This window comes from Neorhizobium sp. 2083, from assembly GCF_031455615.1.
Classification (GTDB): Bacteria; Pseudomonadota; Alphaproteobacteria; order Rhizobiales; family Rhizobiaceae; genus Neorhizobium.
Genome location: NZ_JAVDTC010000001.1, coordinates 478,925 through 501,133 on the forward strand (window position 1 = coordinate 478,925; position 22,209 = coordinate 501,133).

Sequence of the window (22,209 nt, forward strand, 5' to 3'; positions counted from 1 at the left end):
AATCTAGCGATGCTAGATTTAAGTTCAATGCTATCGTCATTGGGGCGATTGCACCGTTGAGGTTTCTGAATGTCGAACCTGATACCGTTCTCGCTGGCCAATGCCGCGACGCTTGCCGTGGCTGCCGCGTTTCTCTTCGGCAGCGTCGTCAACGCTACCGCTCGCAAGCCAATCCGCGAAGAATTCGTCCGTTACGGATTTCCATGGTGGTGGTGCTGGGTCACTGCGCTGCTTGAATTCACAACGGCCGTCCTTCTTGTCCTGCGCCCGACATTCACGGTTGGCGTGGCGCTCGGGGGGTGCATCATGGTGGCCGCGATCGTCGCTGTCGTCCGAGCGCGTGACTTCCCCCACATCCTGCCGCCAGCCGCATTCCTGCTGCTGTTGCTGATCGCTGCATTCGTCCAGTTCTCGTAGCTTCGACGGGACACGGGCCAGTCTCACCCACCAGAATCACCGAGCTTTGCTTTGAACCGCGCATTCCAGATGCGAGGCGCAAGACCACGGCACAAGGAGCCTATTATGACCACATTCAATCCATCCTCAGACACCGTCGTCATTTACCATTCCGGCTACGGCCATACTCACCGCATGGCGGAGGCCGTCGCCGAAGGAGCCGGAGCGACGCTCCATGCTATCGATGCGGAGGGCAACCTTTCCGAAGCCGGATGGGCGGCGCTCGATGCCGCTGACGCCATCATCTTCGGCGCGCCGACCTATATGGGCGGACCGAGCTGGCAGTTTAAGAAGTTCGCCGACGCATCCTCGAAGCCTTGGTTTTCCGCAAAATGGCAGGACAAGGTTTTCGGCGGCTTTACCAACAGCGCCAGCCTGAACGGCGACAAACTGAACACGCTGCAATATTTCGCTCTTCTTGCGGGGCAGCACGGTGGCCTATGGGTAAGTCTGGGTATCAAGCCAGCGAACCTGAAGTCGTCGTTGCGAGATGATGCAAATCGAATGGGTTCATACATCGGCCCGATGGCACAGTCGGATGCCGACGCGGCACCAGAGGAAATGTCTGTCGGTGACCTTGAAACCGCACGTCTCTACGGGGCGCGAGTGGCGGGCGTCGCTCGACAGCACAAATCAACCGAACGGGTGTGATATGGATTGTAGTAAATCCAATAACGGCCTTCCGCGTCATGGCGCGGAAGGCTTGGGTTCCTGGCCTGAATGACCGCTTCGAGCCGGAAACGGTTATGGCCGCATCCGCTCGCCAGTCGCAGACTTTTCCTTCGCCGCCCCAATGCCTATCTATGGGGAAAACGAAAGGAACCTTGCGATGTCCGATGTCGTCACCCCGAAAATCCAGAAGACCGATCAGGAATGGCGCGAGCTCTTGACGCCCGAGCAATACCGGATCCTGCGCCAGGCCGGTACCGAGCGCGCCTTTACCGGGCCTTTCTGGAACAGCCATGAAAAGGGGCTCTACAGCTGCGCCGCCTGCCACGAGCCGCTTTTTGTCTCCGACACCAAGTTCGATTCCGGCTGCGGCTGGCCGAGCTATTTCGAGGCGGTCAACCCGGAGGCAATCACCGAAATCCGCGACACCTCGCACGGCATGGTGCGCACCGAAGTCCGCTGCAGCAATTGCGGCGGCCATCTTGGCCACGTCTTCCCCGATGGCCCGCCGCCGACCGGCCTGCGCTACTGCATCAACGGTCATGCGATGGATTTCGAGGCGATGAAATAAAGGTGAGCCGCCCGCCAGCTCGCCGCTGGCAATGCGGATGGTCCTGTCGCAGCCGGCCGGTCGCGTGATTGCGATCGGCAGGCTGCGACCGACCTTACCGGCTCTTCAATGACCCCGGTCGCGCCGAAAAAATCGCGGCTTTGCCCGCTAATTCCTGCCGATCAGTTCACGCCCGATGCGTTTTGGCTCTTCGCTGCGCAAGACAATTGCCGTGGTGACGGAGCCGTAGCGGGCGATCGCATCGACGATGCCCTCCAGATGGGCTGGCGAGGGCACGATAACCTTCAGATGAAAGCAATCTTCTCCGGTCAGTCTCAGCGCCTCGATGACCTGCGGCATCTCCGCAAACAGTTTCAGGCAGGCCTTTATGTGCTCGTGCGTCGTGCGCAGCCGGATGATCGCCATCATGCCAAGCCCGACGGAGGCCGGATCGACGACGGCTTGATAGGCCTTGATGATGCCACGGTCCTCAAGCCGTTTCAGCCGTTCGGAGGTGGCAGGCTGCGAAAGCCCGACCTTCCTGCCCAGTTCCGAAACGCTGATGCGGCCGTCGTCCTGGAGAATCTCGATCATGGCGATGTCGGTCGGATCCAGATTGGGGTGCAAATCGGAGTTCTTTGCCATCGGCCTTCAATCTATCGGAATTTGCTCTCTCTTTCCGATGAATGCCAATTCCCTTCAGGATTGTAAATCGCGATGGTCGGGCGATTTCAACGAAGGGATAAAGCATGACCGGTTTCATTCATCTGCCAGGCATCGGCAATTCGGGAGACGCTCACTGGCAAAGCCGCTGGGAGGCGGCCGATCCGGCCATCCGCCGTTTCTCTCCCGCAAGCTGGGACCAACCCGATCTGGCCGATTGGATCGCCGCGCTGGAGGCAAGCGTGCGGGAAGCGGAAGCGCCGCCCATTCTCGTGGCCCATAGCCTTGCCTGCCTGCTCGTCGCCCATTGGAGCGCGGCAACCTCCCTGCCGGTCGCGGGCGCGTTTCTCGTCGCCGTTCCCGACCCTTCGTCGACGGCATTTCCGGTTCAGGCAGCGGGCTTCGGCATGGTTCCGCAGAAGCGGCTTCGCTTCCCTTCGTTGATCGTCGCCAGCACCGACGATCCCTACGGTTCCACGTCATATGTCGAAAGGCGGGCGGCGCAATGGGGTAGCGAACTGGCCGTGATCGGCGCGGCGGGCCATATCAACGGTCAAAGCGGCTTGGGCGAGTGGCGAGAAGGCCGCGTACTTCTGAAGAGCTTCGAAAGCCGGATCCGGGGTGAGAATGCCTGAGGCGTCGATGCTTTTGTCACGCGGTTCAGTAATCGTCGCTGATCTCGAGCCGGTAGCCGTCCGGATCCTGCAGGTAGATCGAGCGCACGCCGTCGCGGCGGACATGGATCCTGCCCTCGTTTCTCGCGAGATCGCTGTATCTGGTGCCGGTTGCGGCGATATGGGCGACGGTGCCGTCGAGATCGGTGACGGCGATGCACAGATGCGTCGACATGGTGACGTAGGTGGCGCCGAAATCGCCCTCGATCAGGTGGATGGACTGGCCGTCGCCGATGCCGAACCAGCGGATGTTCGGTTTGCCGACCTTGCACTCGATTTCCGGCAGGCGCAGGACCTGCCGGTAGAAATCGGCGCTGCGGCGCAAGTCGCGGACCATGATCGACAGGTGGTTTATGCGAAGCGAAGCGGCCATGGTCTCCCTCCAACGGCACTCGCAGGGATCGCCTGAAGGTCAGGTCGGGTCCCCCGGCGGGTCCTTCTCGTAGACGATGATCCCGGGCGGCAGCTGCACCCACGAATGCCTGCGGCAATCATAGACCGAATCCTGCGGGGCCGGGAAGCCCGGATCGGCGAAGGCGCCGACCGCGACGGCCACGAAATGCCGCTCGGCGCCCTCTTCCGTATGATAGAGATTGGTGCCGCAGACGGGGCAGAAGCGGAACCTGAATTTCGCGCCCTGATCCCCGGTGCGGACATATTCGCTCGCCTTGCCACAGACCTTGTAGTCCGGAGCAAAACCGGCAAGTGCCGCAAAGACGCTGCCGGTGCGGCGCTGACAGGCGAAACAATGACAGACGCCGACGCCGAGCGGTTCCCCTTCGACCTCGATCGACAACTGGCCGCAGGAACAGGTGGCTATGCGGGACGACATGGGAACACCTCGGTTGGCTACGCCGGCAGTTCCGCCGTGAAGGCGAAGCGGGCCGTTTTGCCGGGCTGAAGCATGACGCCATGGGGGCGCCTGGCGATATCGTCCGAACCGCCGAGTTCGGCGGCGGTACCATGCCAGGGCTCGATGCAGATGAAGGGCGCGCCGGGCTTTTGCCAGAGCGCCAGGTTGGGCAGGTTCTCGAAGGAGAATTTCAGGGCGGGGCCGCCCTCGGCCGCATAGGTCAAACCCTCGCCGGCACCTTCCGGGAAGATCATCGCATCGGCCTCGAACATGGAATGATCGAGCGTCAGGCTGCCCGCCTTGAACGGGGACGGCAATTTCTCCGGTTTCACCAGCCCGCCTTCGAGCCGCGTCAAAGCCGGTTCGGCGCCGTTGTCGAGGGTGACGGTGTGGGCTGCGGTGGCAGCCGCGCCCGGGATCGGCCAGAGGAAGGCCGGGTGGAAACCGAGGCCGAAGGGCATCGGTTTTTCGTCGCGGTTTTCGACTTCCGCCGCGACCGTCAGTGTCCGGCCATCGAGCGAGTGCTCCACGGCCAGCAGGAATTCGAACGGATAGACGGCGCGCGTCGCATCCGAGGTGGCAAGCTCGTAACGGCACGCGGTCCCACTCGACGAGGCAAGCGTGAATTCGCTGCGGCGAGCGAAACCATGCTGGCCCATCTCATAGGGTTTGCCTTCGACGCTGATGCGGTTGTCGGGCGCCTTGCCGACCATCGGGAAGAGAACCGGCGAGCGGCCGTTCCAGAAGGCGGCATCGCCGTTCCAGAGATACGAGCGGCCGTCCGCCGCCGTCAGCGCCTGCATCTCGGAACCGAGCGAGGAAATCTCGACGGTCAGGTACTGGTTGGAAATGCGGGTCTGGCTGGGCATGGCGGCTCCTTGCGGCTGAACGATCCCAAGCTTCCGTCACAAGGATTGCCATTCGATGACCAAAGCGCGGTCCAGGTCCCCGATACCGGAAATTTAAACCGCCCGACCTCAGTCCTGCGCGACTTCGCTCGAATATTGCTGATCCGTCACCGGCCCAAGCCACTCCGCCGTCGTACCGTTCAGGGCTTCCTGGATGGCGATATGGGTCATGGCGGTGGTCGCCGACGCGCCGTGCCAGTGTTTTTCGCCGGGTGGGAACCAGATCACGTCGCCGGGGCGGATCGCCCGGACCGGCTCGCCCCAGACCTGGGCCAGGCCGGAACCGGCCGTGACGATCAGCGTCTGGCCGAGCGGATGGGTGTGCCAGTCGGTGCGGGCGCCGGGTTCGAAGGTGACGGCAAGGGCGCGGACCCGGGCCGGTTCCGGCGCCTCGACCAACGGATCCAGCCGGACGGTGCCGGTGAAATACTGGTCCGGCGAGCGCGAAGGCTGCGATCCGCTGCGTTTGATATCCATCGTTTGATCCTCGCTGTTCGACTGTTCGCGTCCTTATATAGGCCGGAACGGGCGCGGCGCCCAAAAATCTTGACTTCCCCATCGGCACGTTTATGGCTTGCGGTCGAAGAGCGTCGGCCTTTGAGGTTCAGTTTGCCTAAGTAATCCCCGGTCTCGACAGGTTCACCCTCCCATGCTGGACGAGCGATGACGCTTGCCCGCGTGGGAAACACTGTTCATCGGGGTGGCGGCTTGAGACCGGTTTGGCATTGATCGTGCCAGTGCGGCCTTAGGCCGCCCTGAACCGTCCGACGACCTCCGACGCTCCTTCCCACAGTCCGGACCTTCGCCACACCGTGCGCGCCCGAAAAGGGCTTCTTGAATGCCGTTCCCGCATGAACTTCCTGACCGGAAGATCAAAACGGCATGTGCGACATCCTCCATCTCGAATGGACAGCAACACTTAAAACTCCACCCCGGCCGATCCTAGCCTGCAGCGGCTGCGGAATATCGAAACCGTTCCGCTCCAGCGGCCGCATCCGCCTCAATGCCAATGGCAAAAGGCTCGATGCCTGGCTCATCTACAAATGCATCGACTGCGACGGCACCTGGAACCGGCCGGTCTTCGAGCGGCAGGCCATCCGGGCGATCGACCCGGCTTTGCTCGAAGCGATGCAGGCGAGCGCGCCGGATGCGGTTTCCCGGATCGAATTCGACCTGCAGGCGCTCAAAGCCCGGGCGAGCCGCATCGAGGAAAGCGACGATATCGACATCCGCAAAAAGGTCCTGCGCTGCGATACGGACTGGCGGCGGATCGCGATCACGCTCGCCCTCCCCCACCCCGCCGGCCAGCGGCTCGACCGGCTGCTTTCGGCGGAACTGCCGCTGTCGCGCAGCCGGCTGCAGGTGCTTTTCGAGGCGGGCGAGATCCGGGTCACGCCGGAGCGGAAGGACGCGCTGAAACGCGGCATGCGCGACGGCACCCAAATCACGCTCGACCTGCGCGACGAGGCCGAACGGCTTGTGATCGGGCGGGCGGCGATGGGCGGCTGATCAGCGATAACCGGTGGCGTCGGCCGGCTTGCCTTGCTCCTGCACCTCTTTCAGGTAGCGCCAGCAATCCGGCCGCGACCCGTCGACATCGTCGAATTCATAGACCTTGGCAAGGCCGGCGCTCGACAGCGACCGGCCGTTCCAGCGTGCGCGGTCCGGATCCGCGGCAAGCGCGGCCACCGCCCGGCCGATAAAGCGCGGGCTTTCCGAAATGCAGAAATGCGGCTGGGCAACGAGGGCGTCCCGCCAGTTCTCCTCGCTCACCTTGTAGATGTCCAGCATCATCTCGGAGCGCAGCCAGCCGGGGGTGATCGAGACGGCGGTGCCGCCCAGCTTCTCCAGGTCCTTGCCATGCGCCCAGGCGAGCCGGGTGACCGCGGTCTTGCACAGGTCGTAGAAGGGCGAGAGCCGATAATGTTCGGCATTGTATTCGGCGGTTCCGTCGGTGACTTCGACCAGCAGGCCGCCCGGCTTTTCGATCATCAGCTTCAGCGCGTGATGGGCGGTGATGAGATGGGTGTCGAGCGCCAGCCGCAGCATGCGCAACCCGTTTTCCAGATTATGCTCCCAGACCGGCTTGTCCCATTCGAACAGATGTTCGCCGCCCCAGATATCGTTGACCAGAATATCGAGCCGGCCCTGCTCGCCGCGGATGCGCTCGATAAGCGCCGCGACATCCTCCGGCACGAGGTGATCGAGCGGTACCGCGATGCCGGTGCCGCCGGCCTCCGTCACCAGGTCGGCGGTGTCCTCGATCGTCTCCGGCCTCCGGTATTCCGACTGTTTCTGCCGCGTCGTCCGTCCGGTGACGTAGACCGCGGCGCCGGCGGCCCCGAGCTCCACCGCGATACCCCGTCCGGCACCGCGCGTGGCCCCCGCCACCAGGGCGATTTTTCCTTCCAGCGGCTTTTTGCACACGTGTGACATGACGGCTCCTTCCCTTCCGGTTCGGTATGGTTAGAACTAACTCTCGAATCGAGGCAATATATAAACGTTTATTCGTTTATAATTCGAGAGACAAGATGGCGCGACCGAAAACCATGCCGGACAGCGAGGTGCTGACGGCGGCGCTGAAGATGATGCACGAGAAAGGTCCCGAAGCGCTGACCTTCGCTTCGCTGGCGGCGGCGTGCGGTCTTTCCGGCTCGACGCTGGTCCAGCGTTTCAGGAACAAGGAAGAGCTCGCCCGCGCCGCGCTGCTGTTTGCGTGGGACGACCTGGATGCCAGGACCGGAACGGCAATCGCGGCGGCGCCGAAGACGCCTCAGGGCGCCGTCGATATCCTCGTTTCGCTGTCCGGGGATTATGGCGGCATAGAGGCCTATGCCGAGGGTTTGCTGATGCTGCGCGAGGATTTTCGCGATCCGCGCCTGCGCGCCCGAGGTTCGGCCTGGGGCGAGGTTCTGTCGGCCGCGATCACCGCCTGCTTTGCGGCGACGCCCGGCGCGCCGGAGAATATCGGTATGCTGATGGCCTCGCAGTGGCAGGGCTGCCTTCTGTGGTGGGCGTTCAATCCCACAGGGCTGGTCGAGGCGCATGTGCGCAAAAGCCTGGAAGAACTGGTGGCGGCCGTGGTGCGGAAACCGTAAAGGCCCGGGCGCTGCCGGACCTTTACGCGGGATCTTCAGAAAAACGTCTTTACGAGGCGCTCAAGGAGTGCCGGTGCAGGCGGTTTCCGCCCCGCTCCGCTGGCGAAGGGTACCCAGCCTGCCAAAGGCCTTGAACAGGGTTTCGGTCTTCAGGGAGACGATCGCCACGCCGGCCAGCACGATCGCGGTCGCAACGATTTCCCGCAGGCTGACCGGCTCGCCCAGCAGCAGGAAGCCGAGGACGATCGTCCAGGGCGGCAGGAAATAACCGTTCATCGAACCGACCGTCGGACCGGCCTTCTTGAGGATGCTCATGTAGAGGACGATCGGCAGGGCGGTGCCGAACACGCCGAGCACGAGAAGGACCGGCAACTTGTCGAGCACCGGGGAGAAGGCCGAAAACCCGCCGATCCAGGCCACCAGCGCGAAGGTCGGCAGGCCGGAAAACAGCTGCTGGCCGAGCGCCAGGCGGATCGGCTGCGCGCCCTTTATGCCGCGCACATAAAGATTGCCGAGCGCATAACTGACGGCGACGATGGCCACGGCGCCGACGCCGCGCAGGCTGACGTTGTCGGCACCGAATGCCGCCGGGCCGATCAGAAGGACCATGCCGGCGAAACCGGTCGCCAAGCCGAGCGCCACCTTCGGCGTCAGCTTTTCGCTCGCAAACAGCGCCTGCGCCAGGATGGCGACGATGAGCGGCGTAGAGGCCTGGATCATCGACGTCAGGCCGGCCGAAATCTCGGTCAGTGCATAGGCGGTCAGGCTGTTCGGGACGACGCCCTGCAGGAAGCCGAGCACGATCCAGTCGCGGATCTCCCGGCCGCGCGGGAGAATGTTGTGGCCGCTTGCGATCATCCAGACGGCAATCAGGCTGCCGCCCATCAGGCCTCTGACCGCCGTCAAAGCGAGCGGCGACAGCGCCGTGCCGGCGACTTTGAGGAGAATGAAGGCCCCTCCCCAGAGGAAGGAACAGGCAAGCATCTGCACGATCAGCGGAATTTCAAGGGACTTCCTGGCAGCGATCGAAGGCATGGTCGTTTCCTCACCAATTTATCTTCATGTGAAGATATTTGCGCCTGATTTATCTTCATGTCAAGATAGTTTCTGCAAGGCGGAGAATCGGAATGGCAGACGAGCGGCAATCGCAGGATCATATCGACCGGGCCCGGGCCCAGTGGGCGAAACAATTGCCGGATCTCGATACGGGGCCGATGGCTGTCCTCGGCCGCATCTACCGGCTGTCGCGGCTGGTAACGCCGTCGATCGAGGCGACATTCGCATCGTTCAATCTGGACCGCGGAGAATTCGACGTGATCGGCACGCTGCTGCGCTCCGGGCCGCCCCATCGGCTGACGCCCACGGAGCTCTACCGGTCGCTGATGATCGCCTCCGGCAGCCTCACCCATCGGCTGGGCCGGCTGGAAAAGGCCGGCCTGATCAAGCGCGTCCCTTCCGACCATGACGGCCGCAGCCTGGCGGTGCAGCTGACCGACGAAGGCATGGGGCGGGCGGAGGCGGCGTTCCGGCTGGACATGGCGAAGGAAGCGGGGGCGATCGCCGGGTTCGATCCCGAAAAGAAGGCGCAACTCGCGGACCTGCTGCGGGACCTGAACCTCGCCGTCGAGGCCCATCTTTCCCGGCAGGAGGCCGCAGAGCCGACGGAAGACTGACGCCCGGCGGGATTATGCGGCCGCAAGTTTCCGCCGCGTCGGCAGGGTCATGGCGGCAACCCCCGCGATGACGCAGACGAGGCCGATCCAGGCGCTCGGATGCAGGTTTTCGCCGAGGAAAACAACGCCGATCGCCACACCGACCGGCACCCGCAGATAGGCCTGCGACGTCGCCCCGACCGAGCCGAGCGTCTGCATCAGCCGGAAATAGATGACGAAGGCGAGTGCAGTGGAAAAGACCGAGAGCGCGACCAGCGCAAGGACCGAACCCAGCGAGGGCGCGAGCGTCCAGGGCCGATCGACGATCAGGCTTGCGGGGATCAGCAGCGCGGCGCCGCAGACGAGCGAACCCGCGGCGGGCATGATCGGGTCGAGACCCCTGAAATTCTTGCCGAAGATTGCGGCACCGGCATAACACACCGTCGCCAGCACGATCGCCAGCTGCGGCACCAGCCCCTTGCCGAGGCCCGACAGGGCTTCCACGCCGATCACCATGCAGATGCCGACAAGCCCGGCGCCGACGCCGAACAGTTTTCGCGCCGTCACCGGTTCGTGGCGGGTGATCAGCGCCGTCATCAGGAAGGCGAAGATCGGCGTGGTGGAATTGAGGATCGCAGCAAGTCCGGCATCGGTCGATTGTTCCGCCCAGGCGATCAGCGTGAAGGGAATGGCGCTGTTCAAGCAGGCCTGGAACAGGAAACGCGCCCAGACGGCCCCGCCGCGCGGCAGTTTTAGCGCTCGCCAACGGAGGACGCCAAGCAGCACCAATCCGGCGATGAGGGTCCGGAGCGCGATCAGCGTCACCGGCGGGATGGTTTCGACACCGATCTTGATGAACGTGTAGGAAGCCCCCCAGAGCGTGGAGAGCGCCAGAAGCAGCGCCAGTTCTTTTGTCACGTTCGGTGTATTCGGCATGATATCGGCCTGGGTTTCGCGTTTTTCGATGCGGGTGTTCTAGGCCGAGGCGGCGGACGGATGCTTCGATGCGGATCGAACTGTTTGGACGACGCGCGGGATCGGCTAGGAGACAAGGCGACAGGAGACAGGACGATGGGAGACAGGGCGAACGGAGACCCGAGCATGACCCGCGAACAGGACAGGCCCTGGCAGCCGCTTTCGCCTCAGGAGATGGCGGACGCGCTGGGCGATGCCGGCTTTCCCTGGTGGATCGCCGGCGGTTACGCGATCGAGGCGTTTGTCGGCCGAACCTTCAGGCCGCATGGCGATATCGACGTGCTGATGCTGCGCCGCGACCGGATGGCGGTGCGCATGCTTCTGAAGGACTGGGATTGCTGGGCGGCCGATCCGCCCGGCACGCTGCGGCCTTGGCCGGCGGACGAGATGCTGTCCGCCTCCGTCGACCATATCTGGTGCCGCAGGAATTTTAGCGATCCGTGGCGATTCCAGCTGATGTTCGACGAAGCCGATGGCGGGACATGGCATTCGCGGCGGTCCGCTTCCGTCAGGCGGCCGATTGCGGACATGGGCTGGCGGGATGCAGCCGGGATTCCATTCCTCGCACCGGAGATCCAGCTTTTCTACAAGGCGAAATCGCCGCGGCCGAAGGACGAGCAGGACTTTTCCGCCGCGCTGCCGCTGCTCGGCGAACGGCGGACGGCGGACGGAATGGCTCGCCGATGCCATTCGCGCCGCCTATGGCGATGAAAATGCGTGGCTCGAAAGGTGTTCGGCGGCTGCCGGCTGATCGGGGCCGCCAGCCATCCTGCGCGCTTTACCCGCATATGGCCGCCGCCGCTTGCAGTCAGGCCCAAGCTCCTGCATTGATGGGGCTTCAGAAAGGATCCGCCGATGCCATCGACCGAGCTGTTTCTCGCCTTCCTCGCCACCACGGCGGTGTTCGCCTATATCCCCGGCCCGGCCATGCTCTATGCCGCGGCCCAGACGCTGGCGCGCGGGCGGTGGTCGGGGCTGATGGCCTCGCTCGGCATCCATATCGGCGGATATGCGCATGTGTTCGCCGCGGCAGCCGGGCTTTCGGTGCTCTTCCATGCGGTGCCGATGCTCTATCTGGCGGTGAAGCTGGCGGGCGCGGCCTATCTCGTCTGGCTCGGCATCTCGCTCTTCCGCGCCAAGGCGGCGGGGGATGTCGAGCTTCCGGAGATCGCCCAGAAATCCGGCCGGCGGGCGTTTTTCGAAAGCATCACGGTGGAAGTACTGAACCCGAAGACGGCAATCTTCTTTCTTGCCTTCCTGCCACAGTTCATCGACGCCTCGGCCGCCTTCCCCATCTGGCTGCAGTTCGTCATCCTCGGCACGATCGTCAACCTGATGTTTTCCTCGGCCGATATCCTCTGCGTTTTCCTGGCCGGTGCGGTCATCACCCGGCTGAAGCGCTCGAGCGGGGCGCAAAGGCTGATGCAGCGGGCCGGTGGAGCGCTGCTCGTCGGGCTCGGCGCGCATCTGGCGCTGCAGCGGAGCTGAGGATCATCCGTCCGGGAAAAGGATGGCTTCGTAATCCTGGGCGCCGTTCAACACATGCAAGACTTCAATCCGCTTGTCGCTGACGCGGTAGAGGATGAGGTAATTCCCGTAGGGCATGCGCCGGATACCGGAACGCTCATAGCGGGCAATCAGCGGAAACCTCAAGGGCATTTCGGAGAGCTTGTTACAGCGCTCGACAATTTCGCGAACAAAGCTCACGGCGCGTCGAGGATTGTCTTCTGCGATATACGCCCAGACGCGATCAAGGTCCGCGCGAAACCTTGCTGAAAAAACGACGATCACGCCTCTGCGTCTTCCGTCATCTTTGCATACTTGGCCTCGAAATAGGCAAGTACGTCATCGCCGGACATCACTCTACCGGCATCCGCATCCGCAATGCCTTCCGCGAGCGCCGCATCCAGCGCCGCAAGCCGCTTCTCACGCTCTTCGACAAGCCGCACCCCTTCGCGAAGGACTTCGCTGCGAGAATTGTAGCGGCCGGATTTCACCAGTTCGTCGACGTAGCTTTCGAGATACTGTCCGAGGTTTGCGCTGCTGGCCATGGTCTTTCTCCGTTCAGAGGAGAATATCAAAACCAATAACTATTATCAACGTCACCCCGTGACCCTCAGCTCCATGCAGGTCAGGTCCAGCCAGCGGCCGAACTTGGTGCCGACTTCGGAAAACGTGCCGGCGGTGCGGAAACCCAGCTTCTCGTGCAGGCCGATCGAGGCTGAATTCCCTGCCTCGATGCAGGCGACCATGACGTGGATGCCATTGGAGGCGGCGCGGGCGATCAGCTCCTGCATCAGCAGCCGGCCGATGCCGCCGCCGCGGAAATCGCGATGAATGTAGACGGAATGCTCGACGGTATGGCGAAAACCGTCGAAGGCGCGCCAGTCACCGTAGGAGGCGTATCCGGCGACCGCGCCGCCGACATCCGCCACCAGAACCGGGAAGCCCCGCGCCATGCGGGCGGAGAACCATTCCCTGCGGTTCTGGAGGTCGACGAGAACCTCGTTCCAAATCGCCGTCGTGTTGGCGACCGCGTCGTTGTAAATCTCCATGATGACAGGGAGATCGGCTTCGGTGGCGTCGCGCACTAGCGGTTGGGTCATTGTTTCGTCCATCATGATATTATTTCATCCACTATAACAGACGACAGGACAGCGAGTCCAGAATTGTTGGCCTCCGGCTCTTCTGGTAGCGTCACCGGGACTGATGCGGGAGGGGCGCAATGCGGTATGTCCTGATGCTTCTGGCATGGCTGATCGCCATGCCCGCGGTTTCCGCCGCCGACTGGCAGTCCTATGCCAATGCCCGCTTCGGTTATCGTGTCGAAGTGCCGCCCGGCTTCAAGGTGGGGCGGGCGCCGGACAATGACGACGGCAGGACGTTTACCGGTCCCAATGGCGACCGCATCCTGGTCTTCGGCACCTACCTCGTCGACGCCGCCTTCGAGGGCGAGGCTTCGAACCGCATCGCGCAGGCGATGGACGATGGCTGGCAGATTTCCTATTCGCGGGTCGAGGCGGATTGGGCGAGCTATTCTGGAACCAGAGGCAGTCGCGTTCTCTATGTGCGCGGCGTGCAGCTCTGCGACGAGGCGGCGGTGTTCGTGATGCTCGAATACCGCAACCGGGACCTCAGGACCTATGACCCGATCGTCAAGCGGATGGTCGCCAGCCTGAAGCCGGTCGGCTGCCCACGCTAAGCGGCCGAGTGGCCTGCGACGGTCAAAGGCCGCCGGAGAGGCTGAAGCAGGTCATGACCGCGCCGTAATGGACGGCGGCGGCGGCGACCACGAAACCGTGCCAGATGGCGTTCTGGAAACGCAGCCTTTCCCAGACGTGGAAGATCACGCCCAGCGAATAGATGAAGCCGCCGATGACGATCAGCCAGACGGTGACGGCGGGCAGGTATTCCGAGATCGGCCCGGCCACCATCACCCCGCTCCAGCCCATGGCGAGATAAAGCAGGATCGCCAGCTTGTCGTAACGGCCGGGAAACAGGCATTTCAGCACGATGCCGAAGATGGCGGTTGCCCAGATCGCCAGAAGCATGGCGAAGATCCAGGGATCGTGCGCGCCGCGCTGCAGGAAGGGCGTATAGGTCGCCGCGATCAGGATGAAGATCGCCGAATGGTCGAGCCGCCGCAGCACCCATTTGGTGCGCGAACGCGGCCAGATATTGTAGGTGAACGAGATCGACAGACAGATGATCAGGCCGAGGCCGTAGATCCAGGCGGCGGCGATCGCCCCGTGGCTCGACCAGACGGTCGCATAGAAGATCAGCGCGGTGGCGCCGACCAGCGCGAACACGATACCGATACCGTGGATGATGCCATCCGCGACGATCTCGTGAAAATCGTATTTCCGCCCGAAGTTGAAGAACTCGCTCATCCGACCTTTCCGTCTCCCTCACGCCAAGAATGAGCGTGAGAGGGGCGGAAGGCAAGAGCGGCAGGATTCACATTGCGTTTCCCGCGTTAAACTTTGCCTGACACGTCGCGCGACACCTCGCCGGCACAGGTCTGGCAAAGCGGCGTCTGCGGCACGGCATCCAGGCGTTTTTCGGCGATCGGCTGGCCGCATCGGGTGCAGATGCCGAACGTGCCGGCGGCGATGCGGCCGAGTGCCGCATCGATCGCGGCAAGCTCCCGCTCGCCGGTTTCGCCGAGTTCCTCCAGTACTTCGTCATTGTTGCGTTCGACGGCACGGTCGTCGTCGTCCGGGTTACGGGGCGTGACGAAATCCTGTTCGATGCGGTTCAGGCGGTTTTCCAGCTCAGCCTTCCTCGCCCGCAGAATGCCGTCATATCTTGCGGTATCCATGGATCGGTTCCTTTCAGCGGTCGACGAGGACCGAACAGGTGGCGTGACGCACGACGCGGTCGGCGGTGGCGCCGATCAGATAGTTCGACAGGTCCGGAATATGCGAGGCGACGATGATGAGATCGGCGCCCTGCTCTTCGGACGCCGCAAGGATCTCACGTGCCGGCGAGCCCTGGCGGATCTCGATATCGGCCTCGATCCCGACCTTTTTGCGCAGCTCGAGGAGTTGCGTTTCCGCATCCTTGCGGGCCGCGACGATCAGATCGACCGTCAGGTCGGAGACGAGGTAACCGGGCATGTCCTCGACCACGTTGACGACGAGGATCGTGCCGTCCCCGTCCAGGAGGTTGGATGCGGTGCGGAGGATGCGCTCGCCCTTTTCCAGAGCGGAGACATCCACCGCGACGATGATCTTCTTGTACATGCGATCTCCTTTCATGCTTTTCGCCCGTTGTGGATCCGCATGTGCGGAACCGCCTTGACCAAGGTCAAGCGCTTTTGGGATCGTCTACAATTCGGAGACGATCAATCGCCATTTTGCGCTCTATCGTGAACGATGTGCGTGGGCCATATAGGTTGCAACAGGGCGTTCCGATCGCCCGACGCCCGAAAGGATTTTTACATGTCCGATATCAAGCAACCCTTCGCCCTGACCCGCCCGGCCCATGTCCGCGGCGCGCACCTGGTCGTCAGCGACCTGCCCCTGGTGTCCGGCTTCTACCAGAAGATCATCGGCCTCAAGGTTCTCGAAAAGACCCCGAGCGGCGAAGTGCTGGGCGTCGACGGCCAGCCGCTTTTGACGCTTTCGACCGGCAACAATGTCGCCCGCGCGCCGCGCAACGCAGCCGGCCTGTTCCACACCGCCTTCCTGGTTCCGAGCAGGCAGGACCTCGCCCGCTGGCTGGCGCATTCCGCCCATAACAACGTCCGGCTGGACGGCGCATCCGACCATCTGGTCAGCGAGGCGATCTATCTCGCCGATCCCGAAGGCAACGGCATCGAGATCTATCGCGACCGCACGCCGCAGGAATGGAATTATCACCCGGACGGCACGGTGGCGATGGCGACCGAACGCCTGAACCTGCAGGAACTCTATAACAGCGCCCCGAAGGAGACCTTCGGCGGAATGGCGGACGGCACGGCCGTCGGCCACATCCACCTGCAGGTCGGCGACATCCCGCAGGCCGATGCCTTCTACCGCGACGTGCTCGGCCTGAAGATCATGGCGCGGTATCCGGGCGCCAGCTTCTTTGCGACCGGCGACTACCACCACCATATCGCCGCCAATATCTGGAACAGCCGCGGCGCCAGGGCCCGCGAAGGCAATATGACGGGCCTTTCGGACTACACGGTCCGGTTCAACGACAAGGCGGCGCTCGACAAGGCGCTGGCGGCGCTCGACGTCCAGGAGATCGCCACCGCCAAAACCGCCGATGGCTGGTCGCTGAAGGACCCCTGGGGCATCGGCCTGACGCTCGCCGCCTGAGCCTGCCTGCCCCCGTTTTCCCCAGATGCGGCGCCCCGGAACCGGAGCGCCGCTTTTGCGTTGTGGAGCATCACGGGGACCTCAGGACATATGGCAACATGAGCGCGCGCGGCAGCAGCAAGCTGAAGAAACACCTGATCGCCATGTCCGAACAGCGCAAGGAAACGGCGCTGGGGGCCGAGGATATCGACATCACGGAGAACCTGCCGCTCGGGCGCGAGGCTCTCGACGTGGCGATGGCCTGGGCCGTGATCGGCATTTTCGCGATCGTGTTCCTCGCGCTCGTCCATTACATGTCGCTGATCCTCATTCCGGTCACGCTTGCCGTCGTCGTCGGCCTGATCCTCGGGCTGGTCGCCGACCGGCTGAGCAGAGCCGGCGTGCCGCGCTTCGGCATCGCCTTCATCCTGTCGACGCTGGTGTTCGCCGTCCTGTTCCTGATCGCCAATTCGCTCGCCGAGCCGGTCGCGACGCTGGTGCAGGAAGGCCCTAGTTTCATCGAGCGGACCATCAACCGCATCAAACCCTTCCTCGAAAGCCAGCACTGGATCAACGTCTCGCCCGCGACCTTCGAGACCGGGCCGATGTCGATGCAGTCGCTGATCGAGAATTCCGGCAATATTCTCGGCGTCATCACCGCCAACCTGACGCCGGCGATCATCCAGGGAATGATCTTCTTTGCGGCGCTGCTGCTCTTCCTCTATGGGCGGGTGCGGCTGCGGCGCACCATCATCCTTGCCTTTCCGACACGGCGGCAGAGGCTGATGGCGATCCGGGTGCTCAACTCGATCGACGAGGTGCTCGGCTACTATTTCGCGACAGCCAGCCTGCTTTATCTGGGGCTCGGGGTGGTGATGGCGGCGATCGCCTATTTCGGCGGGCTTTCCATGCCGGTGCTCTGGGGCCTGTTCGCCTTCGTCTCGAGCTTCATCCCCTTCCTCGGGATCACGCTGATGACCGTCTCGGTGGCGATCGCCGGCATTCTGACCCATGACGCGCTGCTGCTCGGCCTGATCCCGGCGGTCATCTTCTTCACCGTGCATCTCATCATGGAAAACCTGATATTTCCGGCGATCATGGGCCGGCAATGGGAGATCAATCCCTTCATCGTCTTCATCGCCATCCTGTTCTGGACCTGGATGTGGGGGGCGGTCGGCGCCATGCTCGCCCTGCCCCTCTCGCTGATCATGATGACGGTGCTGAACGAGCTCTTCCCGGACCGCAAGACGGTGCCGAACCTGCCGGGCTGACGGCCGCGACGGGCCTGGGAGGACTGTTCACTCGTAGAGGTAATACTGGTCCCACTGTTCCCTGGGGACCTTCGAGCCGATCTTGTAGTCGAAGGACAGGATTTCGAGGCCTTTGTCGCCGGTCTCGCATTTGTACTTGAGCCTGTACCAGTCGCCGGCGCTGCGGAACACGGCGCCCGGGGCGCGAATGGCATTGCCGGCCTCGATCGGCTCGGCAAAGGTATAGGCGATCACCTTGTCGGGTTTGAACTCGCCCTTGTTGTCTTCCTTGATGCGGTCCATCGCCTCGATATCGCAGCGCTGTTCGCGCCGTTCATCCAGAGAAAGTGCGTCGAGCTGCTTGACGATACGGGAATCGAGGGCATGCGCGGGCAGGGCGGAAAGAAGGGCAAGTGCCGCAAGCGACCAGGGTTTCATCATGTCACTTCCTATCCAATATGACTCGGAGGGCGCGGACACTAGGAGATGGTTACACGATTGACCACCTACCAGAACGGGAAATAGGATGATGTGATCGAGTGGGATGAATGGGGCCAGATGACGGACGACGCGCTCTCGGATGCGAAAAAGGAGCAGATCAAGCTGCGGGCGACGTTCCTGAACAATATCGGGATCGGCATCATTCTGGTCGGCGTGTTCACGCCCGTCACGCGCCTCATTTACGGCGACATCAACGCGCAGGTTAGCATACTGTGGCTCGTAGGCTCGCCATTGGCTTGTTTTCGTCTTGGGAGTTACACTACATTTCATGGCGACAAGACAGCTTGAGGAATTGAGCAGATGGACATCGAAAAGCTGATCCTGTTCCTCACCCCGATGGTAGGAATTGGTCTTGTGTTGCTTGCATTGCGCATCCACGACAGGATCACCGGCTTCCCGTTCGGCAAAGGCAAGGGGAAGTAACTCAGGCACCGCTTGCCTCGCGCACGCGCGCCCCCTATCTCTGGCACTCCTTTCTTCCAATCCGGAGTGCTTCCTTGGCCACCTCGCGCAGATCGCCTTTCGCCAATCTTCCCGCCGCCCCCGTTGCGGCCAGGAAGCCGGTTTCCGATACCCGCCACGGCATTACCCGCACCGACGACTATGCCTGGTTCCGGGCCGACAACTGGCAGGCGATGTTCAAGGATCCGTCGATCCTCGATCCGGAAATCCGCAGCCACCTCGAAGCCGAGAACGCCTATATGGAAGCGGCGATGGGCGATACCGCCGATCTGCAGAAGGCCCTGTTTGCCGAGATGCGCGGCCGTATCAAGGAAGACGACAGTTCGGTGCCGATGAAGGACGGGCCGTTCGCCTATGGCACCCTCTTCGTGACCGGCGGCGAGCAGCCACATTATTTCCGAACTCCGCGCGACGGCGGCGAAAAGCAGCTCCTGCTCGACGGCGACAGGGAAGCTGCGGCCAAGGATTACTTCCGCCTTTCCGGCATCGACCACACGAGCGACCATAGCCACGGCATCTGGGGTTACGACGACAAGGGTTCGGAATATTTCACGCTGCGCATCCGCGACCTTGCGACCGGCGAGGACCTGGCCGACGTGGTCGAGAATACCGGCGGCGGCGGTGTCTGGGCGCCCGACGGCCGGAGCTTCTTCTATACGCTGCAGGACGAGAACCACCGGCCGTCCAAGGTCTTCCACCACATCGTCGGCACCCCGCAGTCGCAAGACCGGCTTGTCTACGAGGAGGAGGATCCGGGCTTCTTCATGGGCGTCGGCGGCTCGCTGCTCGACGATTTCATCTATATCGACATCCATGACCACGAGACCTCGGAATACCGGCTGCTTTCGACCAAGGATCTCACCGCCGAACCTGCGCTGGTCGCGGAACGCGAGGAAGGCATCGAATATTCGATGACCGAGGGCGGCGACGTCTTCTACATCCTTACCAATGACGGCGGCGCCAAGGATTTCAAGATCTGCCAAACGCCGGTTACCGCACCGGGCAAGGAGAACTGGACCGAGGTCGTGCCGCACGAGCCCGGCCGGCTGATCATCAGCCACATGGCATTCGCCGGTCATCTGCTGTGGCTGCAGCGCAAGGACGGCTTGCCGCAGATCATCATCCGCGACCGCAAGACCGGCGAGGAACACGCGATCGCCTTCGCCGAGGAAGCCTATTCGCTCGGCCTGCAGGGCGCGGCGGAATACGACAGCAACGTCATCCGCTTCTCCTATTCGTCGATGACGACGCCGAGCCAGCTCTACGACTACGACATGGTGACCCGCGAGCGGGTGCTCTTGAAGACCCAGGAAGTGCCGTCGGGTCACAATCCGGACGACTACGTCACCCGCCGGGTGATGGCGCCGGCGCATGACGGCGAACTGGTGCCGGTCTCGCTGCTTTACCGGAAGGACACTCCGCTCGACGGGTCGGCGCCCTGCCTGCTCTATGGCTACGGCGCCTACGGGATCACCATTCCGGCCGGGTTCTCGACCAACAACCTGTCGCTCGCCGATCGCGGCTTCGTTTATGCGATTGCCCATATCCGCGGCGGCAAGGACAAGGGTTTTGCCTGGTACGAGACCGGCAAGATGGAGCACAAGCAGAACACGTTCAAGGACTTCATCGCCGCGGCTGACTATCTGAATCAAGAGAAGTTCACGTCTTACGCGAACATCATCGCCGAAGGCGGTTCGGCCGGCGGCATGCTGATGGGCGGCATCGCCAACATGGCGCCGGAAAAATTCGCCGGCATCATCGCCGCCGTGCCCTTCGTCGATGTCTTGAACACCATGCTCGACGACACGCTGCCGCTCACCCCGCCGGAATGGCCGGAATGGGGCAATCCGATCGACAGTCTCGAAGAATACCAGTGGATCGCCGCCTACAGCCCTTACGACAATATCGAGGCGAAACCCTATCCGCCGATCCTCGCGATCTCCGGCCTCACCGACCCGCGCGTCACCTATTGGGAGCCGACCAAGTGGGTCGCCAAGCTGCGCGAATTCTCGACCGGCACCGCGCCGATCCTCTTGAAGACCAACATGGCGGCCGGCCATGGCGGCAAGTCGGGACGTTTCCAGCGGCTGGAGGAGATCGCGTTCGAATATGCGTTTGCGATCAAAGTGGCGGGGAAGATGTGAGCTACTCGTGAAGGGCGTGCCGTGGCACGCCCTTCAATGCATGTCCGGCGACAACGGAACACAAGATAGGGTGGCCTTTGGGGAGGTAAGGAATGACCGTCTATGTTGCCCTGCTTCGCGCGGTGAACGTCACCGGCACAACGCTCCAGATGACGGAGCTCAAGTCCATCTGCGAAGAGCTCGGCTTCACCGACGTCAAGACCTATATCCAGAGCGGCAATGTTCTGTTCCGCTCCAACGAGGCTGAGGCCAAGGTGGCCGACAGGCTCGACGAGGCTCTTGGCCAAAAATTCGGCAGGAAGCCTGGCGTGATGGTGCGCTCCACCGGAGAGCTGGAGACGATCGTCGAAAACGCACCTTTCCCCGAGGCCAAGCCGAATTTCCTGCTTGTGCATTTCCTGCCCGGGAAGGCCGCCGGGGATGCGCTCGACACGATGGTCGCCCCGGATGGCGAAGAGGCTGTTGTCGCCGGGCGCGAGATCTATGTCCACTACCCGATCGGCTCGGGCAAATCGAAACTGAAGCTTGCCGCCCTGAAACCCGGCACGTCGCGCAATCTCAACACCGTGCGCAAGCTCGCCGAGATGGCACGGGCGATGGAAGGCTGAACGGCCGATGGCGGGCATCGTCATTCCGATCGTCTGTTATGCCGTGATCGTCTCTGTGCTCGGCGTGGCCGGCTGGTCCGTCTGGCGCCAGAGGAGGAGCAAGCCGCCCTCCTGGCCGCCCTACCCTTTGATCGATGCCAGCGAGGAGGAGATGGACCGGCGGCGGACGGAGGTGCGCGACAGGCTTTCGCATGAGGCCCTTGGGGGCGAGCGGATGCGCCTGGTGTGGCAAAAGCTGCAGGAGGCTAGGATCGGCGAAGGGCTGATCCACGAATTCCATCGCGACTTCTGCGGCCACGGCCTGATCCGCGCCGAAAACGGCATCATGCTCTGCGACATCCAGGATGGCCATCATCCGGGACCGGCCATCGCTACCTGGACCAGCGAGGAGGAGTTCGTCGCCTTCTTCTCCCGACAGAGCGATTTCACCCTGAGCGGCTGGGATCCCGCCGAGCCGGTCTTCTATACCGACGACAGCTGGTATCGGCACAATCAGCGCCTTACCCGGGCGATATTCGACCGGTTTCTTCGCAACCGGAACGGATAAGGAACGGCCCGAACAGCCGTTCACCGACGCATTTTTGTCAAGCCCCTGTCGTCAAACCGAAACATTGATCGCAAGCTTCGCGCAAGGTTCGTGCGTTAACCATTTGTTAACCATTCTGAACACGGGCGTCTCGCCATGAAGATCGATAGCGGCCTCAACGGCTATTATTATCCCAACCGGACACAAGAGATGGACCGGAAAATCGAAGACGCGCCGCAGCGCGAGGTTGCCGCTGCCCAGCGCTCCCCGAATGCGTTGACGGGAAGCAGCACGCTGCTCTCTTCCTCGCTTGCCAATGCGCTCTGGGTCATGGAAATCGACGACGCCGGCTCCGCAAACATCGACATGCAGGCGCGGTCGATCCCGCAGGACTGGGTCGAAGGCCGCTACCAGGAATTCGCCGAGTTCTAAAA

Annotated in this window: 33 protein-coding genes; 18 read left to right on the forward strand and 15 right to left on the reverse strand. The window is 62.8% G+C overall.

Features of this window, described 5'->3' with window-relative positions; all coding sequences use genetic code 11:
* Positions 1–69: 69 nt before the first annotated feature.
* From J2X76_RS02445 to msrB, 3 genes are all read left to right on the forward strand, one after another.
* On the forward strand, positions 70–417 hold the full coding sequence (locus J2X76_RS02445; RefSeq protein ID WP_113131369.1) for a DoxX family protein: 348 nt from the start codon (positions 70–72) through the stop codon (positions 415–417).
* Positions 418–522: 105 nt separating this feature from the next.
* Complete coding sequence (locus J2X76_RS02450) at positions 523–1,107, forward strand: flavodoxin family protein (RefSeq protein WP_310212734.1); 585 nt, start codon at positions 523–525, stop codon at positions 1,105–1,107.
* 178 nt (positions 1,108–1,285) lie between these two features.
* Positions 1,286–1,696: a peptide-methionine (R)-S-oxide reductase MsrB gene (gene msrB, locus J2X76_RS02455; protein WP_113283768.1), complete on the forward strand. Its 411-nt coding sequence runs from the start codon at positions 1,286–1,288 to the stop codon at positions 1,694–1,696.
* Positions 1,697–1,843: 147 nt separating this feature from the next.
* Here the strand turns inward: msrB and J2X76_RS02460 are convergent, their stop codons facing one another.
* Positions 1,844–2,320 carry an Lrp/AsnC family transcriptional regulator gene (locus J2X76_RS02460; RefSeq protein WP_113131366.1) on the reverse strand — a complete coding sequence of 159 codons (477 nt, stop codon included), beginning with the start codon at positions 2,318–2,320 and terminating at the stop codon, positions 1,844–1,846.
* A 104-nt stretch (positions 2,321–2,424) separates the two neighbouring features.
* Between J2X76_RS02460 and J2X76_RS02465 the strand changes: the two genes are divergently transcribed.
* Complete coding sequence (locus tag J2X76_RS02465) at positions 2,425–2,973, forward strand: alpha/beta hydrolase (RefSeq protein ID WP_310212739.1); 549 nt, start codon at positions 2,425–2,427, stop codon at positions 2,971–2,973.
* Between the two features lie 25 nt (positions 2,974–2,998).
* Here J2X76_RS02465 and J2X76_RS02470 read toward each other — a convergent pair whose 3' ends face one another.
* From J2X76_RS02470 to J2X76_RS02485, 4 genes are all read right to left on the reverse strand, one after another.
* Complete coding sequence (locus tag J2X76_RS02470; RefSeq protein WP_310212742.1) at positions 2,999–3,385, reverse strand: VOC family protein; 387 nt, start codon at positions 3,383–3,385, stop codon at positions 2,999–3,001.
* Between the two features lie 39 nt (positions 3,386–3,424).
* A complete protein-coding gene (locus tag J2X76_RS02475) occupies positions 3,425–3,844 on the reverse strand; it encodes a GFA family protein (protein ID WP_113131360.1) in 420 nt (139 codons plus the stop codon).
* 17 nt (positions 3,845–3,861) lie between these two features.
* Positions 3,862–4,734 (reverse strand): aldose 1-epimerase family protein, encoded by an 873-nt coding sequence (locus tag J2X76_RS02480; RefSeq protein WP_310212745.1) that lies wholly within the window; start codon positions 4,732–4,734, stop codon positions 3,862–3,864.
* Between the two features lie 108 nt (positions 4,735–4,842).
* The gene (locus tag J2X76_RS02485) at positions 4,843–5,250 is read right to left on the reverse strand and encodes a cupin domain-containing protein (protein WP_113131358.1); all 408 of its coding nucleotides are present in this window, start codon (positions 5,248–5,250) and stop codon (positions 4,843–4,845) included.
* A gap of 405 nt (positions 5,251–5,655) precedes the next feature.
* On the opposite strand from J2X76_RS02485, the gene J2X76_RS02490 reads away from it, so the two are divergent.
* Entirely contained in the window at positions 5,656–6,282 is a 627-nt protein-coding gene (locus tag J2X76_RS02490; RefSeq protein ID WP_310212749.1) for a DUF1062 domain-containing protein, read from the forward strand.
* Here J2X76_RS02490 and J2X76_RS02495 read toward each other — a convergent pair whose 3' ends face one another.
* Positions 6,283–7,209, reverse strand: coding sequence for an SDR family oxidoreductase (locus J2X76_RS02495; protein ID WP_310212752.1), 927 nt, complete (start codon positions 7,207–7,209; stop codon positions 6,283–6,285). It abuts the gene before it with no gap.
* 95 nt (positions 7,210–7,304) lie between these two features.
* Here J2X76_RS02495 and J2X76_RS02500 point away from each other — a divergent pair, with 95 nt between their 5' ends.
* Positions 7,305–7,871 (forward strand): helix-turn-helix domain-containing protein, encoded by a 567-nt coding sequence (locus J2X76_RS02500; RefSeq protein WP_310212755.1) that lies wholly within the window; start codon positions 7,305–7,307, stop codon positions 7,869–7,871.
* 60 nt (positions 7,872–7,931) lie between these two features.
* Here J2X76_RS02500 and J2X76_RS02505 read toward each other — a convergent pair whose 3' ends face one another.
* Positions 7,932–8,906 (reverse strand): DMT family transporter, encoded by a 975-nt coding sequence (locus J2X76_RS02505; RefSeq protein ID WP_310212758.1) that lies wholly within the window; start codon positions 8,904–8,906, stop codon positions 7,932–7,934.
* Positions 8,907–8,998: 92 nt separating this feature from the next.
* Here J2X76_RS02505 and J2X76_RS02510 point away from each other — a divergent pair, with 92 nt between their 5' ends.
* Positions 8,999–9,544, forward strand: coding sequence for a MarR family transcriptional regulator (locus J2X76_RS02510; RefSeq protein WP_310212761.1), 546 nt, complete (start codon positions 8,999–9,001; stop codon positions 9,542–9,544).
* Between the two features lie 12 nt (positions 9,545–9,556).
* Here the strand turns inward: J2X76_RS02510 and J2X76_RS02515 are convergent, their stop codons facing one another.
* Complete coding sequence (locus J2X76_RS02515) at positions 9,557–10,459, reverse strand: EamA family transporter (RefSeq protein ID WP_310212763.1); 903 nt, start codon at positions 10,457–10,459, stop codon at positions 9,557–9,559.
* A gap of 165 nt (positions 10,460–10,624) precedes the next feature.
* Between J2X76_RS02515 and J2X76_RS02520 the strand changes: the two genes are divergently transcribed.
* Together J2X76_RS02520 and J2X76_RS02525 are read left to right on the forward strand one after the other, a co-directional pair.
* Entirely contained in the window at positions 10,625–11,209 is a 585-nt protein-coding gene (locus J2X76_RS02520; RefSeq protein ID WP_310212766.1) for a nucleotidyltransferase domain-containing protein, read from the forward strand.
* A gap of 144 nt (positions 11,210–11,353) precedes the next feature.
* Positions 11,354–11,986, forward strand: a complete 633-nt coding sequence (locus tag J2X76_RS02525) for a LysE family translocator (protein WP_113129411.1) — start codon at positions 11,354–11,356, stop codon at positions 11,984–11,986.
* A 3-nt stretch (positions 11,987–11,989) separates the two neighbouring features.
* Here J2X76_RS02525 and J2X76_RS02530 read toward each other — a convergent pair whose 3' ends face one another.
* Genes J2X76_RS02530 through J2X76_RS02540 form a run of 3 tightly spaced genes read right to left on the reverse strand, consistent with a single transcriptional unit; the run spans position 11,990 to position 13,104 of the window.
* Positions 11,990–12,289 (reverse strand): type II toxin-antitoxin system RelE/ParE family toxin, encoded by a 300-nt coding sequence (locus J2X76_RS02530; RefSeq protein ID WP_310212770.1) that lies wholly within the window; start codon positions 12,287–12,289, stop codon positions 11,990–11,992.
* Positions 12,286–12,549, reverse strand: coding sequence for a type II toxin-antitoxin system ParD family antitoxin (locus J2X76_RS02535; protein ID WP_113283754.1), 264 nt, complete (start codon positions 12,547–12,549; stop codon positions 12,286–12,288). The genes J2X76_RS02530 and J2X76_RS02535 overlap by 4 nt, the downstream gene beginning before the upstream one ends.
* A gap of 51 nt (positions 12,550–12,600) precedes the next feature.
* Complete coding sequence (locus J2X76_RS02540) at positions 12,601–13,104, reverse strand: N-acetyltransferase family protein (protein WP_310212773.1); 504 nt, start codon at positions 13,102–13,104, stop codon at positions 12,601–12,603.
* 119 nt (positions 13,105–13,223) lie between these two features.
* Between J2X76_RS02540 and J2X76_RS02545 the strand changes: the two genes are divergently transcribed.
* On the forward strand, positions 13,224–13,700 hold the full coding sequence (locus J2X76_RS02545) for a hypothetical protein (RefSeq protein ID WP_310212776.1): 477 nt from the start codon (positions 13,224–13,226) through the stop codon (positions 13,698–13,700).
* Between the two features lie 22 nt (positions 13,701–13,722).
* Here J2X76_RS02545 and J2X76_RS02550 read toward each other — a convergent pair whose 3' ends face one another.
* The 3 genes from J2X76_RS02550 to J2X76_RS02560 all read right to left on the reverse strand — a co-directional run bounded on the left by J2X76_RS02550 (position 13,723) and on the right by J2X76_RS02560 (position 15,243).
* Entirely contained in the window at positions 13,723–14,388 is a 666-nt protein-coding gene (locus J2X76_RS02550; protein WP_310212779.1) for a hemolysin III family protein, read from the reverse strand.
* An 86-nt stretch (positions 14,389–14,474) separates the two neighbouring features.
* Positions 14,475–14,819, reverse strand: a complete 345-nt coding sequence (locus tag J2X76_RS02555) for a TraR/DksA family transcriptional regulator (protein WP_310212782.1) — start codon at positions 14,817–14,819, stop codon at positions 14,475–14,477.
* A gap of 13 nt (positions 14,820–14,832) precedes the next feature.
* On the reverse strand, positions 14,833–15,243 hold the full coding sequence (locus tag J2X76_RS02560) for a universal stress protein (protein ID WP_310212785.1): 411 nt from the start codon (positions 15,241–15,243) through the stop codon (positions 14,833–14,835).
* A gap of 198 nt (positions 15,244–15,441) precedes the next feature.
* On the opposite strand from J2X76_RS02560, the gene J2X76_RS02565 reads away from it, so the two are divergent.
* Together J2X76_RS02565 and J2X76_RS02570 are read left to right on the forward strand one after the other, a co-directional pair.
* Positions 15,442–16,305 carry a VOC family protein gene (locus tag J2X76_RS02565; protein WP_310212787.1) on the forward strand — a complete coding sequence of 288 codons (864 nt, stop codon included), beginning with the start codon at positions 15,442–15,444 and terminating at the stop codon, positions 16,303–16,305.
* A gap of 98 nt (positions 16,306–16,403) precedes the next feature.
* On the forward strand, positions 16,404–17,555 hold the full coding sequence (locus tag J2X76_RS02570) for an AI-2E family transporter (protein ID WP_310212789.1): 1,152 nt from the start codon (positions 16,404–16,406) through the stop codon (positions 17,553–17,555).
* 27 nt (positions 17,556–17,582) lie between these two features.
* Here J2X76_RS02570 and J2X76_RS02575 read toward each other — a convergent pair whose 3' ends face one another.
* The gene (locus J2X76_RS02575; protein WP_113129401.1) at positions 17,583–17,975 is read right to left on the reverse strand and encodes a DUF930 domain-containing protein; all 393 of its coding nucleotides are present in this window, start codon (positions 17,973–17,975) and stop codon (positions 17,583–17,585) included.
* Positions 17,976–18,065: 90 nt separating this feature from the next.
* Here J2X76_RS02575 and J2X76_RS02580 point away from each other — a divergent pair, with 90 nt between their 5' ends.
* From J2X76_RS02580 to J2X76_RS02605, 6 genes are all read left to right on the forward strand, one after another.
* Positions 18,066–18,323 (forward strand): hypothetical protein, encoded by a 258-nt coding sequence (locus tag J2X76_RS02580; protein WP_310212794.1) that lies wholly within the window; start codon positions 18,066–18,068, stop codon positions 18,321–18,323.
* 12 nt (positions 18,324–18,335) lie between these two features.
* Positions 18,336–18,458, forward strand: a complete 123-nt coding sequence (locus tag J2X76_RS02585) for a hypothetical protein (protein WP_310212797.1) — start codon at positions 18,336–18,338, stop codon at positions 18,456–18,458.
* Between the two features lie 74 nt (positions 18,459–18,532).
* The gene (locus tag J2X76_RS02590) at positions 18,533–20,641 is read left to right on the forward strand and encodes a S9 family peptidase (protein WP_310212800.1); all 2,109 of its coding nucleotides are present in this window, start codon (positions 18,533–18,535) and stop codon (positions 20,639–20,641) included.
* A 92-nt stretch (positions 20,642–20,733) separates the two neighbouring features.
* The gene (locus J2X76_RS02595) at positions 20,734–21,249 is read left to right on the forward strand and encodes a DUF1697 domain-containing protein (protein ID WP_310212803.1); all 516 of its coding nucleotides are present in this window, start codon (positions 20,734–20,736) and stop codon (positions 21,247–21,249) included.
* 7 nt (positions 21,250–21,256) lie between these two features.
* Positions 21,257–21,796: a hypothetical protein gene (locus tag J2X76_RS02600; protein WP_310212806.1), complete on the forward strand. Its 540-nt coding sequence runs from the start codon at positions 21,257–21,259 to the stop codon at positions 21,794–21,796.
* Positions 21,797–21,931: 135 nt separating this feature from the next.
* Entirely contained in the window at positions 21,932–22,207 is a 276-nt protein-coding gene (locus J2X76_RS02605; RefSeq protein WP_113129396.1) for a hypothetical protein, read from the forward strand.
* Positions 22,208–22,209: the final 2 nt, after the last annotated feature.

Bases quoted from the DNA above. Each gene is read 5' to 3' on its own strand.
- J2X76_RS02445 (WP_113131369.1), top strand. From the start codon at position 70: ATGTCGAACCTGATACCGTTCTCGCTGGCCAATGCCGCGACGCTTGCC.
- J2X76_RS02450 (WP_310212734.1), top strand. From the start codon at position 523: ATGACCACATTCAATCCATCCTCAGACACCGTCGTCATTTACCATTCC.
- msrB (WP_113283768.1), top strand. From the start codon at position 1,286: ATGTCCGATGTCGTCACCCCGAAAATCCAGAAGACCGATCAGGAATGG.
- J2X76_RS02460 (WP_113131366.1), bottom strand. From the start codon at position 2,320: ATGGCAAAGAACTCCGATTTGCACCCCAATCTGGATCCGACCGACATC.
- J2X76_RS02465 (WP_310212739.1), top strand. From the start codon at position 2,425: ATGACCGGTTTCATTCATCTGCCAGGCATCGGCAATTCGGGAGACGCT.
- J2X76_RS02470 (WP_310212742.1), bottom strand. From the start codon at position 3,385: ATGGCCGCTTCGCTTCGCATAAACCACCTGTCGATCATGGTCCGCGAC.
- J2X76_RS02475 (WP_113131360.1), bottom strand. From the start codon at position 3,844: ATGTCGTCCCGCATAGCCACCTGTTCCTGCGGCCAGTTGTCGATCGAG.
- J2X76_RS02480 (WP_310212745.1), bottom strand. From the start codon at position 4,734: ATGCCCAGCCAGACCCGCATTTCCAACCAGTACCTGACCGTCGAGATT.
- J2X76_RS02485 (WP_113131358.1), bottom strand. From the start codon at position 5,250: ATGGATATCAAACGCAGCGGATCGCAGCCTTCGCGCTCGCCGGACCAG.
- J2X76_RS02490 (WP_310212749.1), top strand. From the start codon at position 5,656: ATGTGCGACATCCTCCATCTCGAATGGACAGCAACACTTAAAACTCCA.
- J2X76_RS02495 (WP_310212752.1), bottom strand. From the start codon at position 7,209: ATGTCACACGTGTGCAAAAAGCCGCTGGAAGGAAAAATCGCCCTGGTG.
- J2X76_RS02500 (WP_310212755.1), top strand. From the start codon at position 7,305: ATGGCGCGACCGAAAACCATGCCGGACAGCGAGGTGCTGACGGCGGCG.
- J2X76_RS02505 (WP_310212758.1), bottom strand. From the start codon at position 8,906: ATGCCTTCGATCGCTGCCAGGAAGTCCCTTGAAATTCCGCTGATCGTG.
- J2X76_RS02510 (WP_310212761.1), top strand. From the start codon at position 8,999: ATGGCAGACGAGCGGCAATCGCAGGATCATATCGACCGGGCCCGGGCC.
- J2X76_RS02515 (WP_310212763.1), bottom strand. From the start codon at position 10,459: ATGCCGAATACACCGAACGTGACAAAAGAACTGGCGCTGCTTCTGGCG.
- J2X76_RS02520 (WP_310212766.1), top strand. From the start codon at position 10,625: ATGACCCGCGAACAGGACAGGCCCTGGCAGCCGCTTTCGCCTCAGGAG.
- J2X76_RS02525 (WP_113129411.1), top strand. From the start codon at position 11,354: ATGCCATCGACCGAGCTGTTTCTCGCCTTCCTCGCCACCACGGCGGTG.
- J2X76_RS02535 (WP_113283754.1), bottom strand. From the start codon at position 12,549: ATGGCCAGCAGCGCAAACCTCGGACAGTATCTCGAAAGCTACGTCGAC.
- J2X76_RS02540 (WP_310212773.1), bottom strand. From the start codon at position 13,104: ATGACCCAACCGCTAGTGCGCGACGCCACCGAAGCCGATCTCCCTGTC.
- J2X76_RS02545 (WP_310212776.1), top strand. From the start codon at position 13,224: ATGCGGTATGTCCTGATGCTTCTGGCATGGCTGATCGCCATGCCCGCG.
- J2X76_RS02550 (WP_310212779.1), bottom strand. From the start codon at position 14,388: ATGAGCGAGTTCTTCAACTTCGGGCGGAAATACGATTTTCACGAGATC.
- J2X76_RS02555 (WP_310212782.1), bottom strand. From the start codon at position 14,819: ATGGATACCGCAAGATATGACGGCATTCTGCGGGCGAGGAAGGCTGAG.
- J2X76_RS02560 (WP_310212785.1), bottom strand. From the start codon at position 15,243: ATGTACAAGAAGATCATCGTCGCGGTGGATGTCTCCGCTCTGGAAAAG.
- J2X76_RS02565 (WP_310212787.1), top strand. From the start codon at position 15,442: ATGTCCGATATCAAGCAACCCTTCGCCCTGACCCGCCCGGCCCATGTC.
- J2X76_RS02570 (WP_310212789.1), top strand. From the start codon at position 16,404: ATGAGCGCGCGCGGCAGCAGCAAGCTGAAGAAACACCTGATCGCCATG.
- J2X76_RS02575 (WP_113129401.1), bottom strand. From the start codon at position 17,975: ATGATGAAACCCTGGTCGCTTGCGGCACTTGCCCTTCTTTCCGCCCTG.
- J2X76_RS02585 (WP_310212797.1), top strand. From the start codon at position 18,336: ATGGACATCGAAAAGCTGATCCTGTTCCTCACCCCGATGGTAGGAATT.
- J2X76_RS02595 (WP_310212803.1), top strand. From the start codon at position 20,734: ATGACCGTCTATGTTGCCCTGCTTCGCGCGGTGAACGTCACCGGCACA.
- J2X76_RS02600 (WP_310212806.1), top strand. From the start codon at position 21,257: ATGGCGGGCATCGTCATTCCGATCGTCTGTTATGCCGTGATCGTCTCT.
- J2X76_RS02605 (WP_113129396.1), top strand. From the start codon at position 21,932: ATGAAGATCGATAGCGGCCTCAACGGCTATTATTATCCCAACCGGACA.